Origin of the sequence: Mycolicibacterium hodleri (genome assembly GCF_025822245.1) — a bacterium.
In the GTDB taxonomy this organism is placed as follows: Bacteria; Actinomycetota; Actinomycetes; order Mycobacteriales; family Mycobacteriaceae; genus Mycobacterium; species Mycobacterium hodleri.
Genome location: NZ_JACKTL010000017.1, coordinates 35,630 through 54,276, shown reverse-complemented (window position 1 = coordinate 54,276; position 18,647 = coordinate 35,630). Strand labels below are relative to the sequence as shown.

The window sequence follows — 18,647 nt, the reverse complement described above, 5'->3', positions numbered from 1 at the left end:
ACCCATCATCCACCGGTGTCGAATCTTTTTGAGAGCTCACGTCTGTCGAGCTTGCCGATGCCGCGCCGGGGCAGCTCGTCGACGACGTGCACCTCGCGGGGAGCGGCGGTTCCGTCCAGGGTCTGCTCGACGTGGGCCCGCAGCTCGGCCACCGTGGGGGAGGTGCCTGGGCCGGCCAGGACGATCGCGGCGGTCACGCGCTGGCCCAGTCGTTCGTCGGTCACCCCGAACACGGCGCAGTCGGCGATGGCGGGGTGTGTCGCGAGGGCGGCCTCGACCAACTGCGGCAGGACGGTGAGTCCGCCGGTGCCGATCGCGTCGTCGGCGCGCCCCAGTATGCGCAGTACGCCCGAATCGTCAACGGCGCCAAGGTCGTCGGTGCGAAACCAGCCCGGTTCGGCGAACGGGTCGGGCTCCGTCGGATGGCGGTAGCCCTTCGCCAGGGTGGCCCCACCGAGCATGACCCGGCCGTCGTCGAGGCGAAGCCGCACGCCGTCCAGCGGCACGCCGTCGTAGACGCAGCCGCCCGCGGTTTCGCTCATGCCGTAGGTGCGAACCACTCGGATGCCCGCGGCCGCGGCCGCCTCGCCGACCGTCGCGGGCATCGGACCGCCTCCGATGAGAACGGCGTCGAGCTCGGCCAGCGCCGCGGTGGCGGCCGGGTCGCCGAGCGCCTTGGCCAGTTGTACCGCCACGAGGGACGTGTACCGCGGTCCCGACCCCAACGACTCGACGGCGTAAGGCAATTCGGAGACGTCGAAGCTCGGGTCCACGGCCACCGGGATGGTGCCCGCCAAGAGGCTGCGCACCATCACCTGCAATCCGGCGACGTGATGGGCGGGCAGTGCCAGCAACCAGGTGCCGGGGCCGCCGATCCTGTCGTGGGTGGCCGACGCGCTGGCGATCAGGGCGGCCGCGGTGAGCATGGCGCCCTTCGGTACCCCGGTCGTGCCGGAGGTGGACACCACGACTGCGACGTCGTCGTCGACGTCCTCGCCGATCCCGAGCGACGACGTCGACGACTCCGCCGACCGAACGTCGGCGGGGACCGGGAGGATCGCCGAATCGCGACCGTCGAGAACGCCTTCGAGCACCGCGAGCAATGGCTCGGGCGAGGGGACCGGCGGAATGACGACTGCGCGCAGGGTGGCTATGCGGAGCCCTCGCCGTCGTCTGTGATCGTCGCGTCGTCGGCGCGGGGGTCGTCGAGCGGCCAGCCCTTCGCCGCCAGACGTTCCCGGACCCGTTCGACGTCCTCCTCCCGGGGGAGTTCGTCGGTCATCTGCGTGATGAACACCCCGATGTCGACGCGATCGAACTCTCCACGGTCCATCAGCCCCTCCGCCACGGCCTTCACCTCGTCGTTGGACAGGCGCCGGTTCAGCAGCGACATGAGCGGTACCCGGTCGGGGCCTGGCACGCCCTCGGGATACCCGGCGGTGATCCACGCCACGATCTTTGCGACGAATGCATTCACGAGTCGACTTCCCCTTCGTTCCGCGACGGGGACCCAGCCGCGGCGATGTGTCGATGGTAGTTGTCCGCCGAGACGATGTCCGTCCCCCGGGGCACCGACCGAAGTTTTCGGCTTCGAAGGAGAACGCGCCCCGCCCTTTGGGTGAACATCGGATGAACAGCTCCGTGGGATCGGCAAACGCCCAGCTGAGAGCCGTCTTTCGCGGCGTCACCGGCTGGTCAAAACATCCTGAGAAGCCTCACAATCACAGCCATGGACACAACCATGATCATCTTGGTGCTGTTGATAGCCACCGCGCTGGCCTTCGACTTCACCAACGGCTTCCACGACACTGGCAACGCCATGGCGACGTCGATCGCCACCAATGCGCTGAAGCCGAAGACCGCCGTCATCCTGGCGGGCATCCTGAACCTCGTCGGCGCGTTCCTCTCGGTCGAGGTCGCCATCACGGTCACCACCTCGGTCCTCAAGATCCAGGACAGCAAGTCGGGATCGCTTCTGGCGGGCATCGACCCCTCCACCGGCCTCACCATCATCTTCTCCGGCCTCATCGGCGGAATCCTCTGGAACCTGCTGACGTGGCTCTTCGGCATTCCGTCGAGCTCGTCGCACGCCCTGTTCGGCGGGCTGATCGGCGCCGGTCTGGCCGCGCTCGGCATGGCGGGGGTCAACTGGAGCGGCGTGTTCGGCAAGGTCATCCTGCCCGCGCTCGCCGCGCCCTTCATCGCGGGCCTCGTCGCGGCGTGCGGCACCTGGATCGTCTACCGCCTGACCCGCAACGTCGCGAAGAAGCGCCGTGAAGACGGCTTCCGCTGGGGCCAGATCGCCACCGCGTCCCTCGTCGCGCTGTCGCACGGCACCAACGACGCGCAGAAGACCATGGGTGTCATCGCCTTGGCGCTGATCACCACCGGCCACCTCACCGGCAACGTGAAGGAAGACGGCCTCCCGATCTGGGTCATCGCCTCGTGCGCACTGGCCATCGGCCTCGGCACCTACATCGGCGGCTGGCGCGTCATCCGCACGCTCGGCAAGGGCCTCGTCGAAATCGAGTCGCCTCAGGGCTTGGCCGCAGAGGCGTCCTCCGCGGCGATCATCCTGAGCTCCAGCGCCGCCGGCATGGCACTGTCCACGACCCACGTCGCCACGGGCTCCATCCTCGGTAGCGGTGTCGGCAAGCCGGGCGCGCAGGTGCGCTGGGCCGTCGCGGGCCGGATGGCGGCCGCCTGGCTGATCACCCTGCCCTCCGCCGCGCTCGTCGGAGCGCTGTCCTACTGGCTGTCGGATGGCATCAAGTCGCTGACCGGAAACGATCTCGCCGGTGACGGCGTCATCTTCGTCATCCTGGTCGGGCTGTCCGGCTTCATGTACTGGCGTGCCCAGCAGCAGAAGGTCGACCACAACAACGTCAACGCCGACTGGGACGACACGAGCAACTCCGTGGTGCCCGCCAGCGAGCGCAAGAAGGTCGTCGACCAGCCGACGGCCTCGGTCTGATCCGGCACGAGAATTAGGGAACTGACATGACTTATGTGGAAGCACTTCTCAAGGTGCTGGCCGTCGGACTGATCCTCGGCGCAGGTCTGCCGGCGATCTTCGCCGTCGGGCTGGTGGCCTTCTCGAAGGGATCGGGCGGAGTCCAGACCGACGGAACGACCACCGCACCGAACCCGGCGCTCAAGGTTGCCGGTCTGCTGCTGTTCGCCCTCGTCGCAGCGGTGATCGTGATCGCGATCCTGTACATCACCAAGGGCACCATCCAGCACCACTTCGGCTTCAACCCCGTCGCCTTCCTCCCGAGCTAGGACACACATGACCGAGAACAAGTCCGCCATGGAAAACGTCGTCAACTGGCTCAACGCGGGTTACCCCGAGGGCGTGCCGCCCAAGGACTACTTCCCGCTGCTGGCGCTGCTGAAGCGGTCGCTCACCGAGGACGAGGTCGTCGAGGCCGCCCAGTCGATCCTGAAGTCGATCAACGGCGACACGGTGACCGAGGACGAGATCCGCGCCGCGGTCCAGGGCGTGATCGACAAGGAGCCCAACCCCGAGGAGATCCACCAGGTCGCGTCGCGACTGGCGTCGGTCGGCTGGCCGTTGGCGACCGCGTCGCACTGAAAGTCGTTGCACCGCACGTCCCCTCGGCTCTCCGGAGCCGGGGGGACGTGTCAGTTTCTGGGGTCGCGGCGCAGCGGGTGGGTGTCGGGCACCTGAACGAAGATCAGGGTGACGCCGTCCGGATCGTCGACGTGCATCTCGTGGAGACCCCACGGTTCCTCGGCGGCCGCCCTGGCGATCGTCACGCCGCGGCGCTCGAGCTCGGCCTGGGTGGCGTAGACGTCGCGCACCTGCAACCACAGCGCGCCCGGGAAGGGGGGCGCCCCGGACTCCCGCCGTCCGTGGCCGGCGAGTTCGACCAACGACTGACCGGCGTGGAACACCGTGCCGGATCCGTACTCACGGGCGATGGCCAGGCCGATGGCGTCGCGATAGAAGGCCAGCGACCGCTCGTAGTCGGCGGGCCGAAACAACACGCGACTCGCCAGGATCTCCATGCCACGGTTCTAACACGAGGCCGACGAGCCGCCGCCGTCTCCGTCTCGGGTACGTGTTCGCGCCGGCGCTACGCCCGTCCCGCGCATCACGGTCGTGATGTCACCTGCAGCCACGGATTCCACGGCCCTGGTGTCGAAAACGCGCCAAGCGTCGCGCGCGGGACCGTCCACGAGGACGCATCCCTGGACGCCACGTCTACGTAGGTTGGACGTGCTGGCGCTTCATCACCGCGTCCACCGCGGCCGGCGCGAAGCTGTTCACGGCGTGCGCGGTGACGGCCATGCGGGGGGCGATGCGGACCGGCCGGCGCCGGACGGCGGTGACCATCCAGTCCGCGGCTTCGTCGGCCGACAGGCCCGGCAACCCGTCGTAGGCCCGGGTGGGCGCGATCATGGGCGTCTTGACCAACGGGTAGAACAGCGTCGTCGAGTGCACGCCCTCGTTGCCCCATTCGGTCTCGACGACGCGGCTGACGGCGGTCAGCGCCGCCTTCGAGGCGTTGTACACGGCGAACAGCGGCGACGACTCGTTCAGCACGCCCCACGTCGAGACGTTCACGACGTGACCGTCGCGGCGCTCCCGCATGCCCGGTCCGAAGCCGCGGATCAGCCGCAGCGGCGAATAGTAGTTCAACGCCATGGTCCGCTCGACGTCGTGCCACCGGTCCAGCGATTCGGCCAGCGGTCGGCGAATGGACCTGCCCGCGTTGTTGATCAGGACGTCGACCCCGCCGAACCGTTCGTCGACGTCGGCCACCAGGGCGTCGACGGCGTCGAGGTCGGACAGGTCGCAGGCGATCGCGGTCGCCTCGCCACCGGCCGCCTCGATCCGCTCGACGACCGTGTCGAGCAGTTCCCTTCTGCGGGCGACCACGATCACCCGCGCGCCATGGGCGGCGAGCTTGAGCGCCCCGGCTTCACCGATTCCCGACGAGGCTCCGGTGACCAGGATCCGCTTGCCGGCGGGGTCGACCTCGTGCCGCGGCCCGAACAACTGGGCGGCCAGCGGGGGCCGCATGCTGGCCAGCAGCAGGGTTTCGGACAGACGGCGAAGCGGATTCTTACTCACGGCCCAGAGCTTAGGGCGCTCGAAACCGGCCCAGATTCGCGACCGCCAGCGTCTGCTGCTCGCCGAACTCCTCGAACGTCATGGTGGGGACGAAACCGAGTCGCTGCGCCAGGTTCAGCGATCGGGTGTTGGCGCTCTGGGTGACCACGATGACCGGCTCGTCGCGAAGTTCGGCGGCCGCGGTCCGGAGCAGGGCGATGGCCGCCTGGTAGGCCAGGCCGCGGCCCCAGAACCGACGGTCCAGGGTGTAGGCCAGCTCGAGTTCCTCGCCGGACGGCCCGAGGTGACCGGGGTGGTGAAGGCCGCGACGGGTCAGCGACACCGTGCCGATGAACGTGTCGGTCTCCTTGTCGGCGATGACGTAGGAACCCGCCGAGTCCGTCGCGGCGGTGACGCCGGCTTCGTCGAGGTCGCGCGTGACGACCGGGCGGGGCTGAGGTCCGCCGAGGTGGGCGTGGACGTCGGGGTCGACGAGGTGATCGATGATCGACCGGCGGTCTTCGTCGCGGGCCTTGCGCAGCACCACGTCGCCGGCGTCGATCCGCAGCGCGGTCAGCGTGGTCACGAGGCCTGCCGGGGCGAGGGCCGAAGCACGCAGCGCGCGTAGCCGATCCAGCAGACGACCGTCGCGACGAACCCGACCGCGAGCAGGGCCAGCGGGGCCTCGGCCACCTCGACGGCCACCGAGCCGCTGCCGGGGACGTGCCGGTCGACCGCACGCATGACCAGGAACGGCAGGATCGCCGCCGCGAAGGTGGCCATGGCGCCGACGACGGCGAGGCCGAAGGCGCTGCGCACCGCGCCGTAGACCATCGCTCCCGCGGCCGGGAGGACCAGGAGCCCCAGGGGTAGCGGCCGCAGTCCGGCGTCGACGTCGCCGCTGACCGTCCAGGCGCCCCACCCCGCCATGTCGGCCGATCCGCCCACCGCCTGCGCGGTGTACCAGGGAAGGAGGAGGGCCACGGCGATGGCCAACACGCCAAGGGCGCCGATCGCCCACCTCGTGAGTGTGGCTTCGATGACTTGCCCCCTCGCGAGTTCGGCGCGCGCTAACGATCGGTCACCGAACGTTAGCGCGCCCAAACTCGCGGGTCTCTCCTAGCCGACGCCCTCCAGGACGTCGGTCTCGGTGTTGCCGATGTTGGCGACGATCTCCGGTCGCCGCGCCACGCGGTACCGGTACCAGGCGACCGCCGCGAGCATGGTGGCGAGGAACAGATACGGGATGACGTTCAACGGCCAGGCCGGCACCGGCCAGACGTTGGCGAAGAACACGTAGGCCATCGCCAGGACGACGACGATTGCGCACGTCCACACCAGGCCGTTCGGCATGCCCTCGCGCCGCGTGTAGACCACGCAGGCGATCGCCACGAGCGCGTAGGCGACCATGTAGCCGTAGGTGCCGTAGGTGTCCACCCACACGACGATCTCCATCGGGTCGACGCTCGTCGCGAGCAACACCAGGTTCAGGACGATCGCCGTCGGGCCGGCGATCAGCAGGACCCGATGCGGTGTCAGGTGGCGGTCGTGGGTGCGGCCGAAGTGGTCGGCGACCACGCCCTCCTTGCCCATCACGTAGACGATGCGGCCCACCACGTTGAGCGGTGCGACGACGACGGCGAAGAAGGACGCGCCGACGCCGAACGTGAGGATCGGGGCGAACCACGACGGCATGCCGATGAGCGTCGCGATGTCCTCCAGCGGGCTGGCGCTGTCGGCGAGTCCGTCGCCGAGCACCGCGATCTGGGTGTACGCGGCGAACACGTAGAGGACCCCGACGGTGACGGCGCTCCACATGATCGCCCGAGGAATCGTGGTGTAAGGATTCTTGGCTTCGCGGCCGAGGGCGTCGGCCGAGGAGAACCCGACGAAGCCGAGGATGCCGAGCACCATTCCCGCGGCCACGCCCTGAAGGGGTGCACCCTGCAGGCTGAACTGCGAGGGGTCCCAGGCGTTGGGACCGGCCCAGACGAGGGCGAGCACCAGCAGGATCACGATGATGGTGACCGACACCAACTCCAGCACCAGCGACACCCGTGCCGAGAGCCGGATCCCGCGGATGGTGAACAGTGTCGCTAGGCCGCCGAGCACGACGGCAAGCCCCATCTGCCAACCGATTCCGGTGGCGGGCACCCCGAGGAGCACCAGGAACTGGTTCATGTAGGACACCGCACCGCCGAGTGAGCCGGCGGTGATGCCCCAGCAACCGACGACCAGGGCGACCCCCGCGAGGTAGGCGCCGGTGGGGCCGAGCCCCTTGGCGACGTAGGTGTACAGCGAGCCCGCCGAGGCGTGCTTGCGCGCGAAGACCACTACGCAATAGCCGACCGCCAGGATGACCAGCGTGGCGAGCACGAACGACAGCACGGTGCCGTTGCCGGCGCCGACGTAGATGGCCGCCGCGGTGAACGCGATCACCGCGCTCGGCGCGATGTTCGCGATCGCCTGGGCGGACACCTCGGGGGCGGACATCACGCCGCGACGCAGTCCGGCGTCGGTCGGTGCCTGGGTCGAGGACCCGGTGGGCTTGGGTGGTGCAGACATGGGGTCTCCGTTGGACGGCTGGATTGGGTAACGGGCTGGATCGGGGAAGCGGGTGTCAGGGAATCAGCAAGGTGCGCAGGGCTTCACCGGTCTCGAGGTCGGCGAATGCCTCGGCGGCCTCGACCAGCGGACGGTGCGCAGAGATCAGCGGGTCGAGTTTGAGCTGGCCGTCCATGTAGCGGTCGACCAACGCGGGGATGTCGATCGACGGACGGACGGAGCCGTAGTTCGATCCCAGGATGCGTTGGTCGGCCTCGGCCAGGACGAGGGGCTCGAAGGACGCCTTCGCGCCGGTGGGCGGGAGGCCGACGATCACCGCGGCGCCGCCGAGGCCGAGCATCCGGATCGCCTGCTCGGTGGTCGACGTGCGGCCGATGGCGTCGAAGGCGTAGTCGACGCCGTCGGGGAGCAACTCGAACAGCTGCTCGACGACGTCTCCGCCGCTGGCGTCGATGCGATCGGTGGCACCGAATTGCATTGCCAGCTGGGTCTTTCCGGGCAGCACGTCGATCGCGATGATGCGTTCGGCGCCGGCCAGTCGGGCGCCCTGGACGACGTTGAGGCCGACGCCGCCACAGCCGATCACGGCCAGCGTCGAACCGGGTTCCACGGCGGCGGTGTTGAGGACGGCCCCGACGCCGGTCGCGACGGCGCAGCCGACGACGGCGATCACGTCGAGCGGGGCGTCGTCGCGCACCTTGATCGCGCCCGACGCGGGGACGACGACCTCTTCGGCGAAGGACGAGACGCCCAGGTAGTGGTGGATCGTTTCGCCGTCCTTGGACAGCCGTGAGGTGCCGTCGTACAGGACGCCCTTGGGGGCGACGACGGTCGCGGCCTTGTGGCAGCGCGCCTCGTGTCCCGATCGGCAGTACCGGCATTCGCCGCACGGCGGCACCCAGCTCAGCACCACGTGGTCGCCGACGGCCAGCGAGGTGACGCCCTCGCCGAGTTCGACGACGACGCCGGAACCCTCGTGGCCCATCACCAGCGGCGCGGGGGCGTCCCACTCGCCACGCTTGACGTGAAGGTCGGAGTGGCAGACCCCGGCGGCGGCGATCTTGACGCGGACCTCGCCGGCCTTCGGGTCGGCGAGGTCGACGTCGGCGACCTCGATGGCCGTGGCGGGATCACGGAAGACGATGGCTTTCATGCAGCTCCAGGTTCGGGGGCGGTCGAATCGGGGTGATCGTAGGCATGCCGGCCGCCCGGAAGCACTGTGAAAGATCATGGATCCGAGGCCACCGATTCGACATTTCGTACACTCACCGGATGGCCCGCGACCTGACCTCCATCGCCCGCGTACTGGGCGGTGACCTCTGTCTCGACGGTCGAGTGGCGGCGTCGACGCCCGTGGACGCAGCCGTGCGGCTCGACGACTTCGCCGTCGTCGGCCACCCGTCCTACGCGACCCTGGTGGTGGGTTCGGCGCACGCGGTCGAGGCGACCGTCTTGGCCGGGCGTGCCGACGCGCTGACCGACGCGGTCCTCGTCGTGGTGGGTGACGGGGCCGAACTTCGGGACCTGTTGGCCGCCAGGGGATTCAGTGCGATCGTCGTGAACCATCCCGACGACGAACTGGTGCACGCGCGGCTCGTCGCGCTGCTCGCTGCCGATCAGGCCGCCGAGGATCGGCTGGTCACCACCGGCACCAAGGTGCTCACCCAGGTGGCCCGGCGCGGCGGTGCGGAAGCCGTGGTCGCCCAGCTCGCCCACCGCATCGACGGCTGGGCGGTCCTGCTCGACGCTCACGGGCAGACCATCACCACCGCCGGCGCAGGCGGCCTGCACGTCAAGGACGCGGTGACGGTGGCCTTTCACCGGCCGGTCCGCCTGCGCCACCGCGGTCTTCAGGTGCACGTGGTCGGCACCGACGAGGACCTCACCGGTTACCTCGTCATCTCGTCGCGCAACGCCTCGACCAGTCGCAGCCGGGATCTGGCCTCGCTGGCGGCCGCGCTGCTCGACCTGGTTCTGCGGACCCACGACTACGCCGGCACCGAGCGGCTGGGCCGCGAGGTCATGATGGGCACCCTGCTTGCCGGCGGTGACCCGGCCGCCGCGCTGCTCCGACGGTGGGGCGTACACGAGCTGTCGTTGACGGCCTTCGTCCTGACGGCGCGGTCGAGGTCGGTCGACCTCGAGCGGCTGGTCATCCGCTGGCTCGACGAGCTCGGCGCCGTCCACATGGTGACCGCCGAACGTGGCAGCGTGCTCGGCTTCGTCCGCGACGAGCAGGCCGACGCCCTCGCGGAGCGGGCCAGGACCTCCACCGTCACGCCGCGGTTGCCGTTGCGGCTGGGCCTGGGCACCCCGGCGCCGACCGACGTGCTGACCCGCAGCCTGGCCGAGGCCCGCCAAGCCCACGAGGTGGCGGTCGCCGACGGCCGCGACGTGGTCCGCTACCGGGCGCTGCCGACGGTGGCCTACGTGCTGGACCGCCTCGACCCGGTCGACGGCGGGCGCCTCGCCGCGGTGCTCGACCCGCTGCGCGACGCGGACGGCCGCCACGGCGATCTCACCGACACGCTGCGAACGTTCCTGGCGCAGAACGGAGTCTGGGGGATGGCGGCCGAGCGCCTCGGCGTACACCGTCAAACGCTGACCAACCGGATCCGACGGGTCGAGGACCTCACCGGGCTGTCGACGTCCAGTCCGGACGATCGCGCCGCCGCGTGGTTGGCCCTGAGGGCCCTCGAGCGCTAGTCGCCGGCGGAGGTGAGCTTGCGGGCGGCGGCGTCGATGCGTTCCTCGGACAACAGCACCGTCAGCGCCGCGTCACCGAGGGGGATGAAGCTGTCCTCGCTGGCCACCCTCGCCAGCGCGCCGGAGTAGCCGTGGTCGACCAACGCGGCCAGCACGCCCTCCGAGACGCCGCCGGTGGCCCTCGTCTCGTCGACCACCAGGGTGCGGCCGGTCGCGTTCGCCTCGCGCACTACGTCGGCCACGGGAAGCGGTGCCAGCCAACGCATGTCGACGACCCGCGTCGAGATGCCGTCGGCCTCGAGGCGGCGCGCGACCCGCAGGCTCATCGGTACGCCGTTGCCGAGCGTCACGATGGTCAGGTCGGTGCCGTCGCCGTAGGTACGGGCGCGGCCGATCGGCACGGCCTCCGTCGGGTACGGGGCCAGCCACTGGTCGTCCCCACCGTCGTGGAGGTCCCGAACGTGGTACAGCGCAATGGGTTCCAGGTAGACGCAGAGCGTTCCCGCGGTGTAGGCCGCCGCGGCGCAGGTGCGCATCATCGCCGCGGCGTCGTCCGGGCGCGACGGGGAGGCGATCACGATGCCGGGGATGTCCCGCAACGCGGCGACGGCGTTGTCGTTGTGGAAGTGCCCGCCAAAGCCCTTCTGGTAGCCGTAACCGGCGACGCGCACGACCATCGGGTTGCGGTACTGCCGGTCGGAGAAGAACTGGAGGGTGGCGCCCTCGCCCCGGATCTGGTCGGCGGCGTTGTGCAGGTAGGCCAGGTACTGAATCTCGGGGATGGGCAGCAGCCCGGCGAGCCCGGCGCCGAGCGCGAGCCCGAGGATCGCCTGCTCGTCGAGGACCGTGTCGAAGACCCTTGCCGCACCGAACTTCTGGGCCAGCCCCCTGGTGACGCCGTAGACGCCGCCCTTGCGTGCGACGTCCTCGCCGAAGACCAGCGCCCCCGGGTGCTCGGTCAGCACGTCGAGCAGCGCGCGGTTGACCGACTGTGCGAACGTCAGCGGCCCCTCGCCGTCGGAGACGTCGCCGCTGCGGGGCCGTGCGGCGACGGCGTCGGCCATTCCGTCGAGCAACGGCCGCATCACCGCCGACGCGCTGTTTAGCTGCGGCAACTCGGCGACCTGCTGGGCAATGTCGATGACCTCGGAGCGCTTGGCCTCGTAGCGGTCGAGGATGTCGGTGGGGGACAGGCCGGCGTGCTCGACCACCAGCGCGGCGGTCCCCAGCAACGGGTCGCGGTCGTAATCGCCGGCGATCTCGGCGGGGGTGCGGTAGGCGGCCTCGACGTCGGAGCCCGCGTGGCCCATCAGTCGCACGGTGCGAAGGTGCAGGAACGCCGGCTTGCGGTGCTTGCGTACCCAGTCGACGGCACGGGTGGCCACCGCATGGGCGTCGACGACGTCGGATCCGTCGGCGGCGAAGTACTCCAGGCCGACGCGGCTTCCGAAGTTCGCGGCGATCCACCCGGCCGGGGTCTTGGTGCTGATGCCGATGCCGTTGTCCTCACAGACGAACAGCAGCGGCAGCGGAAGCCCTTGGTAGGCAGCGTGAGTCGCGGTGTTGACCGCACCGGTGGCCGTCGAGTGGTTCGCCGAGGCGTCGCCGAGGCTGCAGACGGTGACGGCGTCCCGTGGCCACGGCGTCTCGATCCCGAGCTTCGCGGCCCGGCCGATCGAGAAGGCCACCCCGACCGCTCGGGGAAGGTGCGAGGCGATCGTCGACGTCTGCGGGATGACGTTGAGGTCGCGGCGCCCGAAGACCTTGTGCCTGCCGCCGCTGATCGGTTCGTCGGTCGCCGCGCAGAGCCCCAGCAGCACGTCGCGCAGCGGGTCGCTGCCGTCGACCTGGCGGGCACGCTGCAGGAAGAAGCCACCCGAACGGTAGTGCAGCAGAGCGGGATCGGTGTGCCGCAGCGCCGCGGCGACGGCGGCGTTGCCCTCGTGGCCGGACGAACCGATGGTGTAGAAACCCTTGCCGCGGGACCGCAGCCAGCGGGCGGCCAGGTCGAGGTGCCGGCTGCCGAGTTGCGAGTCGAACAGGTCGAGCACGTCCCGCACCGTCAACGTCGACGTCGGCGCGATCGGGGCGCCGGGGTCGACGCGCTGGCCACCTGGGCGCAGCGCGCTCACCGCCTCGATGAAGTACTCGTCGATCTTCTCGGTCACGGCGTGCCTCAGAAGTGGCGCGGGAAGCTCGACCAGTCCGGGTCGCGCTTCTCCAGGAACGCGTCACGACCTTCGACGGCCTCGTCGGTCATGTACGCCAATCGCGTTGCCTCACCGGCGAAGACCTGCTGGCCGACCAGACCGTCGTCGAGCAGGTTGAACGCGAACTTGAGCATTCGGACGGCCTGCGGCGACTTGCCGTTGATCTCCTCAGCCCATTGCAGCGCAACGGTTTCCAGCTCGGCGTGGTCGACCACCTCGTTCACCGCCCCCATCGCCTTCATCTGCTCCGCCGTATACGGCCTACCGAGGAAGAAGATCTCGCGGGCGAACTTCTGCCCGGTCTGCCGGGCCAGGTACGCGCTGCCGTAGCCACCGTCGAAGCTGCCGACGTCGGCGTCGGTCTGCTTGAACCGGGCATGCTCCCGGCTGGCCAACGTCAGGTCGCACACCACGTGCAGGCTGTGCCCGCCACCGGCGGCCCATCCGTTGACCAAGCAGATCACCGGCTTCGGCATGAAGCGGATCAGCCGCTGCACCTCCAGGATGTGCAGCCGGCCCGCCTGTGCGGGATCCACGGTGTCGGCGGTCTCGCCGGCCGCGTACTGGTATCCGGTGCGGCCACGGATGCGCTGGTCGCCGCCGGAGCAGAACGCCCAGCCGCCGTCCTTCTCCGAGGGGCCGTTACCCGTCAGCAGGATGACGCCGACGTCGTTGCTCATGCGGGCGTGGTCGAGCACGCGGTACAGCTCGTCGACGGTGTGGGGGCGGAAGGCGTTGCGCACCTCCGGTCGGTCGAACGCGATGCGCACCGTCGGCTTCGCGACGCCGTCGACGACGTGCCGGTGATAGGTGATGTCGGTCAGCTCGAAGCCCTTGACGGGCTGCCACAGGGTCGGGTCGAACGGATTGTCAGAACTCACCCGGTTGACTGTAGCCAGGCCTACACCGGGTCGAACCGGAAGACCGCGCAACGCCCGGCGAGGGCTTCGAACTCGTCGGGATTGGGTCCGGTTACCAGCCCGGAACGCGTCATGAAGCTGACGCCGGTGGGGACCAGGACGGGAAACTGACGCAGCAGCGGACGGGCCTCGTCGGCGGAGAGCTCGACGACGCGCACCGGCTCGACCTTGCGACCCTGCGTCAGCGTCGCCTCACCGGCGGCGCGCAGGTTCTTCACCCAGTCGGCCTTCGGGAAGCCACCGACGACGTAGCGCTTGCCGTCGACGGTGAACGGGGTGACCGGCGTGGGCCGGGGGGTGCCGGACCTGCGTCCCACCACGCCGAGGACGATGGGGCCCTCGCGCATCAGGCCCAGCCGCATCGCCGTCATCATGACCTTGTTCATGGGCTTGAGCCACCACGGCGGCCGAATGTCATCGTCGTGGGGCATGCCCGAATTCTAGACCGCCAGACCGACGCTTTCGACGGCCTTGACCAGCCCGTTCGGCCGCTGCGCCGTGGGAACGGGGTCGACGAGGGCGAAGCGACAGCCCACCGCGACGGCACCGCCGTCGGCCTCTTCGCTGTCACCGACCATGAGCGCGTCCTCGGCGGCGACGCCCAGACGTGTCAACGCGGTCTGGAAGATCTCGGCGCTGGGCTTGACCGCACCGACCTCGTAGGACAGCACGAACTCGTCGACGTCCCCGGTGACGCCGAGCCGGACGAACGCCGGCCTGATGTCGAACGCGATGTTGGAGACCACCGCGGTGCGAATGCCCTGGCGGTGCAGGCCGGCGAGCACGGCGGCGGTGTCCGGGTACGGCGTCCAGCTGGCCGGGTCGACGACCAAGGCGTAGAGACGTTCGGCGTGCTGGTCGGCCACCCCGGATTCGCGGAGCACGTGCAGGTAGGCCTCGCGATGCAGGTGTGGTTCCAGGTCGCGGTTCGTCCAGGCCCGATGGGCCCGTTCGTCCATGTCGACCGACGCACCGGTGGGTGCGGTCAACCGCCGCATCAGCTCGGCCTGGACGTGACCGTCGACGGCCTGCTCGTCGACCTGGATTCCGTCGAACCAGGTGTCGTCCTCCTCGAGTCGGAACAAGGTTCCCGAGAAGTCGAAGAGCACCGCGCGCGTGAGTGTCACGGCATCATTGTGCCTTGACCCGTCTCCGCCGCCGAGCGTGAAGAAATGTGCGAGAAATGCGGGGACCGTCGTGCACTACTTCACACTCGCGCACCGTCAGACGTACCGACTCCGGCCCGCCGCGGCACCCGCGGCGATCTGCACCACGTAGACCACCAGGAACATCGCGAACGGGATGGTCCAGCCGTCGGAGACGTCGTGCAGCAGGCCGAAGAGGAACGGCCCCAGCCCGGCGAACAGATAGCCGAATCCCTGTGCCATTCCGGACAATTGCGCGGTGTCCTCGGCGTTGCGGGCCCGCAGCGCGATGACCGTCAGCGCCAGGGAGAACGCGCTCATGCCGACGCCGATCAGCACGCTCCACACCCATGGCGCGGCGGCGGGGGCGACCAGCAGGCCGATTGCCCCGCCGAAGCCGAGAACGCCCAATGCGATGATCCATCCGCTCTGGTTCGCCGAGCGCGCCGCCAGCGGGGAGATGATCAGCGCGACCGGCACCCCGATCAGCGACACCAGGCCGACGAGTATCCCGGCCTGCACCTTGCCGATGCCGTTGTCGATGAATATCTGTGGCAGCCAGCCCATCACGATGTAGGCCAGGAACGCCTGGCAGCCGAAGAACAGCGTCACCGTCCAGGCCAACCGGTTGCGCAGCAGTGATCGCCGTTCGCCAGTGGGTTCGGTCGACGCGGCCCACGAGCCCCGGTGTCGACGCGACGCCGGCAGCCAGGCCAGCAGGGCGAGCAGCGCGATCGCCGCCCAGGCGGCCAGGGCCAGCCGCCATCCGCCGAGCGGTTCCTCCAGGCCGGGGGTGACCGCCGAACCTAGGGCGCCACCGCCCTGCAGCGCGGCGGTGTAGATGCCGGTCATCAGGCCGACCCGGGTGGGGAACGACCCCTTGATCACGACGGGAATCAGGACGTTGATCAGCGCGATGCCGGCACAGGCCAGCAGCGTCGCCCCGATCACGACGTGTGGCCCGTCGACGGTGCGCAGCACCAAGCCGGCGGTCAGCACCACCAGCGCGCCGGAGATGACGCGACCCAGGCCGAAGCGGCTCGAGAGCCTCGGTGCCGTCAGCCCGGCGGCGGCGAAGCACAACCCGGGCATGGTCGTCAGCAGGCCCGCCCAGGTGGCGGACGTGCCCAGCTCGTCGCGCATGTCGCCGAGCAACGGCGCCACGCTGGTGACGGCAGGTCGCAGATTGAGGGCCACCAGGATGACTGCCACCGCGAGCAGCGTTCCGCCGGCGATCACCGGCACGCCGGCGGGGGAGCTCGCGGCGCTCTCGTCGAGCTGAACCGCCACCTTGGGTCCGGAATGTTCGTCCTGCTGGTCGCCACGCACGCTGCTACATTGCCATACATCCCATGATTGGTTGAAAGGACGTCATCTGTGCCCTTGAGCACTACTCGTCGCACGGGCCTGGTCGACCAGGTCATCGACCAGCTTCGGCAGTCCGTCGCCGACGGCGAGTGGCCGGTCGGTCAGCGCATCCCCAACGAGACGGTGCTCGTCGAATCCTTGGGCGTCGGGCGCAACACCGTGCGCGAGGCGGTCCGCGCGCTGGCCCACGCCGGCCTCCTCGAGGTCCGCCAGGGCGACGGCACCTACGTCCGCGCGACCAGTGAGGTGTCGGGTGCGCTGCGCCGCCTCTACGGTGCGGAGCTTCGCGAGGTGCTGGAGGTTCGCCGAGGCCTGGAGGTCGAAGGGGCGCGGCTGGCGGCGGCCCGCCACACTGACGCGGACGTCGTCGAACTTCGGGAGCTGTTGGCCCGCCGCGACGCGTGCTTGCACGCCGGCGACACCGACGACTTCGCCCGCGCCGACACCGCCTTCCACCTGGCCGTCGTCCGAAGCTCGCACAACGCGACGCTGACGGAGCTGTACCGCGGGCTCGTCGAGGCCGTGACCGCGAGCGTCGCGACCACCCACGAGGCGCCCGTGGAGATCGTCGACCACGGCGCGCTGCTCGACCACATCGAGGCCGGCGACGTCGACCAGGCCGCTCGCATGGCGGGCGAACTGCTCGACCGCATCCTCGACGGCCTGCCCTCTTCCGCGAGGTAGCGCTACCCGACGCGGCGCTCCGAGCCCTCCCAGAACTGCGCGCGGACGGCCTTCTTGTCCGGCTTGCCGAGTGCGGTCACGGGCACCGAGTCGACGACCACGACCTGCTTGGGCGATTGCACCGACCCCTTGCGCTCCTTGACCGCGGCCTGGATCTCGGCGGTCATGGCCGCGATCGACGCCTCGTCCCTCGGCACGTCCGACCGCAGCACCACCACCGCGGTGACGGCCTCGCCCCACTTCTCGTCGGGCGTACCGATCACGCACACCTGTGCCACCGAAGGATGTTCGGCGACAACGTCTTCCACCTCGCGCGGGAACACGTTGAACCCGCCGGTGACGATCATGTCCTTGGTGCGGTCGACGATGAACCAGAAGCCGTCCTCGTCCTCGCGAGCCAGGTCGCCGGTGTGCATCCACCCGTCGCGGAACGTCTCCGCCGTCGCCTCCGGCTTGTTCAGGTAGCCGCCGGACAGCAGCGGACCCGACACGCAGATTTCGCCGACCTCGCCGCGCGGCACCGGCTGGCCGTCCTCGCCGAGCAGAGCGGTGCGGGCGAACAACGTGGGGCGCCCGCACGACGTCAGGCGCTTCTCGTCGTGTTCGCCCTTGGCCAGATAGGTGATGACCATCGGGGCCTCGGATTGGCCGTAGTACTGCGCGAAGATGGGCCCGAAGCGGTCGATCGCCTCGCGCAGTCGCACCGGATTCATGGCCGAGGCACCGTAGTAGACGGTCTCCAGCGACGAGAGGTCGCGGGTGTGGGAGTCCGGGTGGTCCATCAGCGCGTAGATCATCGACGGAACCAGCATGGTGGCCGTGATCTTCTGCTCCTCGATGGTGCGCAGCACCTCGGCCGGGTCGAACTTGGACAGCACCACCATCTCGCCGCCCTTGACGATCGTCGGCAGGAAGAACGCCGCTCCGGCGTGCGACAGCGGGGTACACATCAGGAACTTGGGGTTCTCTGGCCACTCCCACTCGGCGAGCTGAATGGTCGACATGGTGGTGGTGGCCTGCGACGTCATCATCACGCCCTTGGGCTTGCCGGTGGTGCCGCCGGTGTAGGCCAGCCCGGTGACGGTGTCCGGCGCCAGGTTTGCCGCGACCAGCGGTTGTGGCGGGTGCGCGGCGGCCTCGGCGTTGAGGTCCACCGCGACGTCGGCCAGGTCGGCGGGGACGGGACCGATCGTCAGCACCTGCTTGAGCGACGGCACCTTCTCCAGCAGCCCCAGCGCGCGTTCGACGAACATCGGGTTCGGATCGATGATCAACGACGTGACCCCGGCGTCGGTCAGCACGTAGGCGTGGTCGTCCAGCGAGCCGAGAGGGTGTAGTGCCACACGGCGGTAGCCCTGTGTCTGCCCGGCGCCCACGATCATCAGTACCTCGGGGCGGTTGAGTGCGAGCAGCCCGACCACCGCGCCCGAGCCCGCGCCGAGCGCCTCGAAGGCCTGAACGTACTGGCTGATGCGGTCGGCGAGCTCACCACCGGTCAGGGTGGTCTCTCCGAGGAACAGCACTGGCTTGTCGCGGTGACGCTTGAGCGCGCCGACGGTGAGGTGGCCAGAGTGGATGGGATGCCGCAGGAGTGAGTCACTCATGGGTCCAGATTAGAACGTGTTACAGAAATCCTGGCAAGGGGCGCGGAATCGGGCTTCACTGGAGGACGTGAACCAGCGACTGCGCACCACCATCCTGGAGCTGGCTCGCGAACGGGGACCGGAGAAGACCATCTGCCCGTCCGACGCGGCCCGGGCGATCGGCGGCGACGACTGGCGCGACCTGATGGACGACGCCCGCGACGTCGCGCGTGACCTGGCCCGCCACGGCGAGGTGGAAATCAGTCAGAAGGGCACCGTCCTCGATCCCGACGAGCCGTGGCGCGGGCCCATCCGGATCCGGATCACGTAGTTCGCCGAGCCACGAAGTCGGCACATTCTCCGGTGGCCTCTGCGAAGATGGCGGC

General features: G+C 69.7%; 20 protein-coding genes. 6 read left to right on the top strand and 14 right to left on the bottom strand.

The annotated features are described in order from the left end of the window. Positions 1–5 precede the first annotated feature (5 nt). Together menE and H7J06_RS04205 are read right to left on the bottom strand one after the other, a co-directional pair. A complete protein-coding gene (menE, locus tag H7J06_RS04210; protein WP_275078950.1) occupies positions 6–1,103 on the bottom strand; it encodes an o-succinylbenzoate--CoA ligase in 1,098 nt (365 codons plus the stop codon). A 47-nt stretch (positions 1,104–1,150) separates the two neighbouring features. After that, the gene (locus H7J06_RS04205; RefSeq protein ID WP_264037291.1) at positions 1,151–1,477 is read right to left on the bottom strand and encodes a DUF3349 domain-containing protein; all 327 of its coding nucleotides are present in this window, start codon (positions 1,475–1,477) and stop codon (positions 1,151–1,153) included. A 252-nt stretch (positions 1,478–1,729) separates the two neighbouring features. Here H7J06_RS04205 and H7J06_RS04200 point away from each other — a divergent pair, with 252 nt between their 5' ends. Genes H7J06_RS04200 through H7J06_RS04190 form a run of 3 tightly spaced genes read left to right on the top strand, consistent with a single transcriptional unit; the run spans position 1,730 to position 3,595 of the window. Further along, positions 1,730–2,974, top strand: coding sequence for an inorganic phosphate transporter (locus H7J06_RS04200; RefSeq protein ID WP_264037289.1), 1,245 nt, complete (start codon positions 1,730–1,732; stop codon positions 2,972–2,974). Positions 2,975–3,000: 26 nt separating this feature from the next. Beyond that, positions 3,001–3,282, top strand: a complete 282-nt coding sequence (locus tag H7J06_RS04195; protein ID WP_264037287.1) for a hypothetical protein — start codon at positions 3,001–3,003, stop codon at positions 3,280–3,282. Positions 3,283–3,289: 7 nt separating this feature from the next. Beyond that, positions 3,290–3,595: a DUF3349 domain-containing protein gene (locus H7J06_RS04190; RefSeq protein ID WP_264037285.1), complete on the top strand. Its 306-nt coding sequence runs from the start codon at positions 3,290–3,292 to the stop codon at positions 3,593–3,595. Positions 3,596–3,645: 50 nt separating this feature from the next. Here the strand turns inward: H7J06_RS04190 and H7J06_RS04185 are convergent, their stop codons facing one another. From H7J06_RS04185 to H7J06_RS04160, 6 genes are all read right to left on the bottom strand, one after another. Next, positions 3,646–4,032 carry a VOC family protein gene (locus H7J06_RS04185; protein ID WP_264037284.1) on the bottom strand — a complete coding sequence of 129 codons (387 nt, stop codon included), beginning with the start codon at positions 4,030–4,032 and terminating at the stop codon, positions 3,646–3,648. Positions 4,033–4,228: 196 nt separating this feature from the next. Then, positions 4,229–5,101, bottom strand: a complete 873-nt coding sequence (locus H7J06_RS04180) for an SDR family oxidoreductase (RefSeq protein WP_264037281.1) — start codon at positions 5,099–5,101, stop codon at positions 4,229–4,231. Positions 5,102–5,111: 10 nt separating this feature from the next. Then, the gene (locus H7J06_RS04175) at positions 5,112–5,666 is read right to left on the bottom strand and encodes a GNAT family N-acetyltransferase (protein WP_264037279.1); all 555 of its coding nucleotides are present in this window, start codon (positions 5,664–5,666) and stop codon (positions 5,112–5,114) included. Further along, complete coding sequence (locus H7J06_RS04170; RefSeq protein ID WP_264037277.1) at positions 5,663–6,079, bottom strand: hypothetical protein; 417 nt, start codon at positions 6,077–6,079, stop codon at positions 5,663–5,665. The genes H7J06_RS04175 and H7J06_RS04170 overlap by 4 nt, the downstream gene beginning before the upstream one ends. Before the next feature lie 120 nt (positions 6,080–6,199). After that, positions 6,200–7,645 (bottom strand): APC family permease, encoded by a 1,446-nt coding sequence (locus H7J06_RS04165; protein ID WP_264037275.1) that lies wholly within the window; start codon positions 7,643–7,645, stop codon positions 6,200–6,202. Between the two features lie 55 nt (positions 7,646–7,700). Continuing rightward, the gene (locus tag H7J06_RS04160; protein WP_264037273.1) at positions 7,701–8,798 is read right to left on the bottom strand and encodes an alcohol dehydrogenase catalytic domain-containing protein; all 1,098 of its coding nucleotides are present in this window, start codon (positions 8,796–8,798) and stop codon (positions 7,701–7,703) included. A gap of 119 nt (positions 8,799–8,917) precedes the next feature. Here H7J06_RS04160 and H7J06_RS04155 point away from each other — a divergent pair, with 119 nt between their 5' ends. Then, positions 8,918–10,351: a PucR family transcriptional regulator gene (locus tag H7J06_RS04155; RefSeq protein WP_264037271.1), complete on the top strand. Its 1,434-nt coding sequence runs from the start codon at positions 8,918–8,920 to the stop codon at positions 10,349–10,351. On the opposite strand, the gene H7J06_RS04150 is transcribed toward H7J06_RS04155, so the two are convergent. The 5 genes from H7J06_RS04150 to H7J06_RS04130 all read right to left on the bottom strand — a co-directional run bounded on the left by H7J06_RS04150 (position 10,348) and on the right by H7J06_RS04130 (position 15,916). Then, on the bottom strand, positions 10,348–12,519 hold the full coding sequence (locus H7J06_RS04150; RefSeq protein ID WP_264037269.1) for a thiamine pyrophosphate-dependent enzyme: 2,172 nt from the start codon (positions 12,517–12,519) through the stop codon (positions 10,348–10,350). The genes H7J06_RS04155 and H7J06_RS04150 overlap by 4 nt on opposite strands. Before the next feature lie 8 nt (positions 12,520–12,527). Continuing rightward, positions 12,528–13,442 (bottom strand): 1,4-dihydroxy-2-naphthoyl-CoA synthase, encoded by a 915-nt coding sequence (locus H7J06_RS04145; protein ID WP_264037267.1) that lies wholly within the window; start codon positions 13,440–13,442, stop codon positions 12,528–12,530. 20 nt (positions 13,443–13,462) lie between these two features. Then, positions 13,463–13,912 (bottom strand): nitroreductase family deazaflavin-dependent oxidoreductase, encoded by a 450-nt coding sequence (locus H7J06_RS04140; protein ID WP_264037265.1) that lies wholly within the window; start codon positions 13,910–13,912, stop codon positions 13,463–13,465. 9 nt (positions 13,913–13,921) lie between these two features. Then, a complete protein-coding gene (locus H7J06_RS04135) occupies positions 13,922–14,608 on the bottom strand; it encodes an HAD family hydrolase (RefSeq protein WP_264037263.1) in 687 nt (228 codons plus the stop codon). A gap of 96 nt (positions 14,609–14,704) precedes the next feature. Then, entirely contained in the window at positions 14,705–15,916 is a 1,212-nt protein-coding gene (locus H7J06_RS04130) for a CynX/NimT family MFS transporter (protein WP_264037558.1), read from the bottom strand. Positions 15,917–16,003: 87 nt separating this feature from the next. Here H7J06_RS04130 and H7J06_RS04125 point away from each other — a divergent pair, with 87 nt between their 5' ends. Continuing rightward, a complete protein-coding gene (locus tag H7J06_RS04125; RefSeq protein ID WP_264037261.1) occupies positions 16,004–16,678 on the top strand; it encodes a FadR/GntR family transcriptional regulator in 675 nt (224 codons plus the stop codon). A 2-nt stretch (positions 16,679–16,680) separates the two neighbouring features. Here the strand turns inward: H7J06_RS04125 and fadD8 are convergent, their stop codons facing one another. Then, entirely contained in the window at positions 16,681–18,282 is a 1,602-nt protein-coding gene (fadD8, locus tag H7J06_RS04120) for a fatty-acid--CoA ligase FadD8 (RefSeq protein ID WP_264037259.1), read from the bottom strand. A 67-nt stretch (positions 18,283–18,349) separates the two neighbouring features. Here fadD8 and H7J06_RS04115 point away from each other — a divergent pair, with 67 nt between their 5' ends. After that, on the top strand, positions 18,350–18,592 hold the full coding sequence (locus H7J06_RS04115; RefSeq protein WP_264037258.1) for a DUF3253 domain-containing protein: 243 nt from the start codon (positions 18,350–18,352) through the stop codon (positions 18,590–18,592). Positions 18,593–18,647 lie beyond the last annotated feature (55 nt).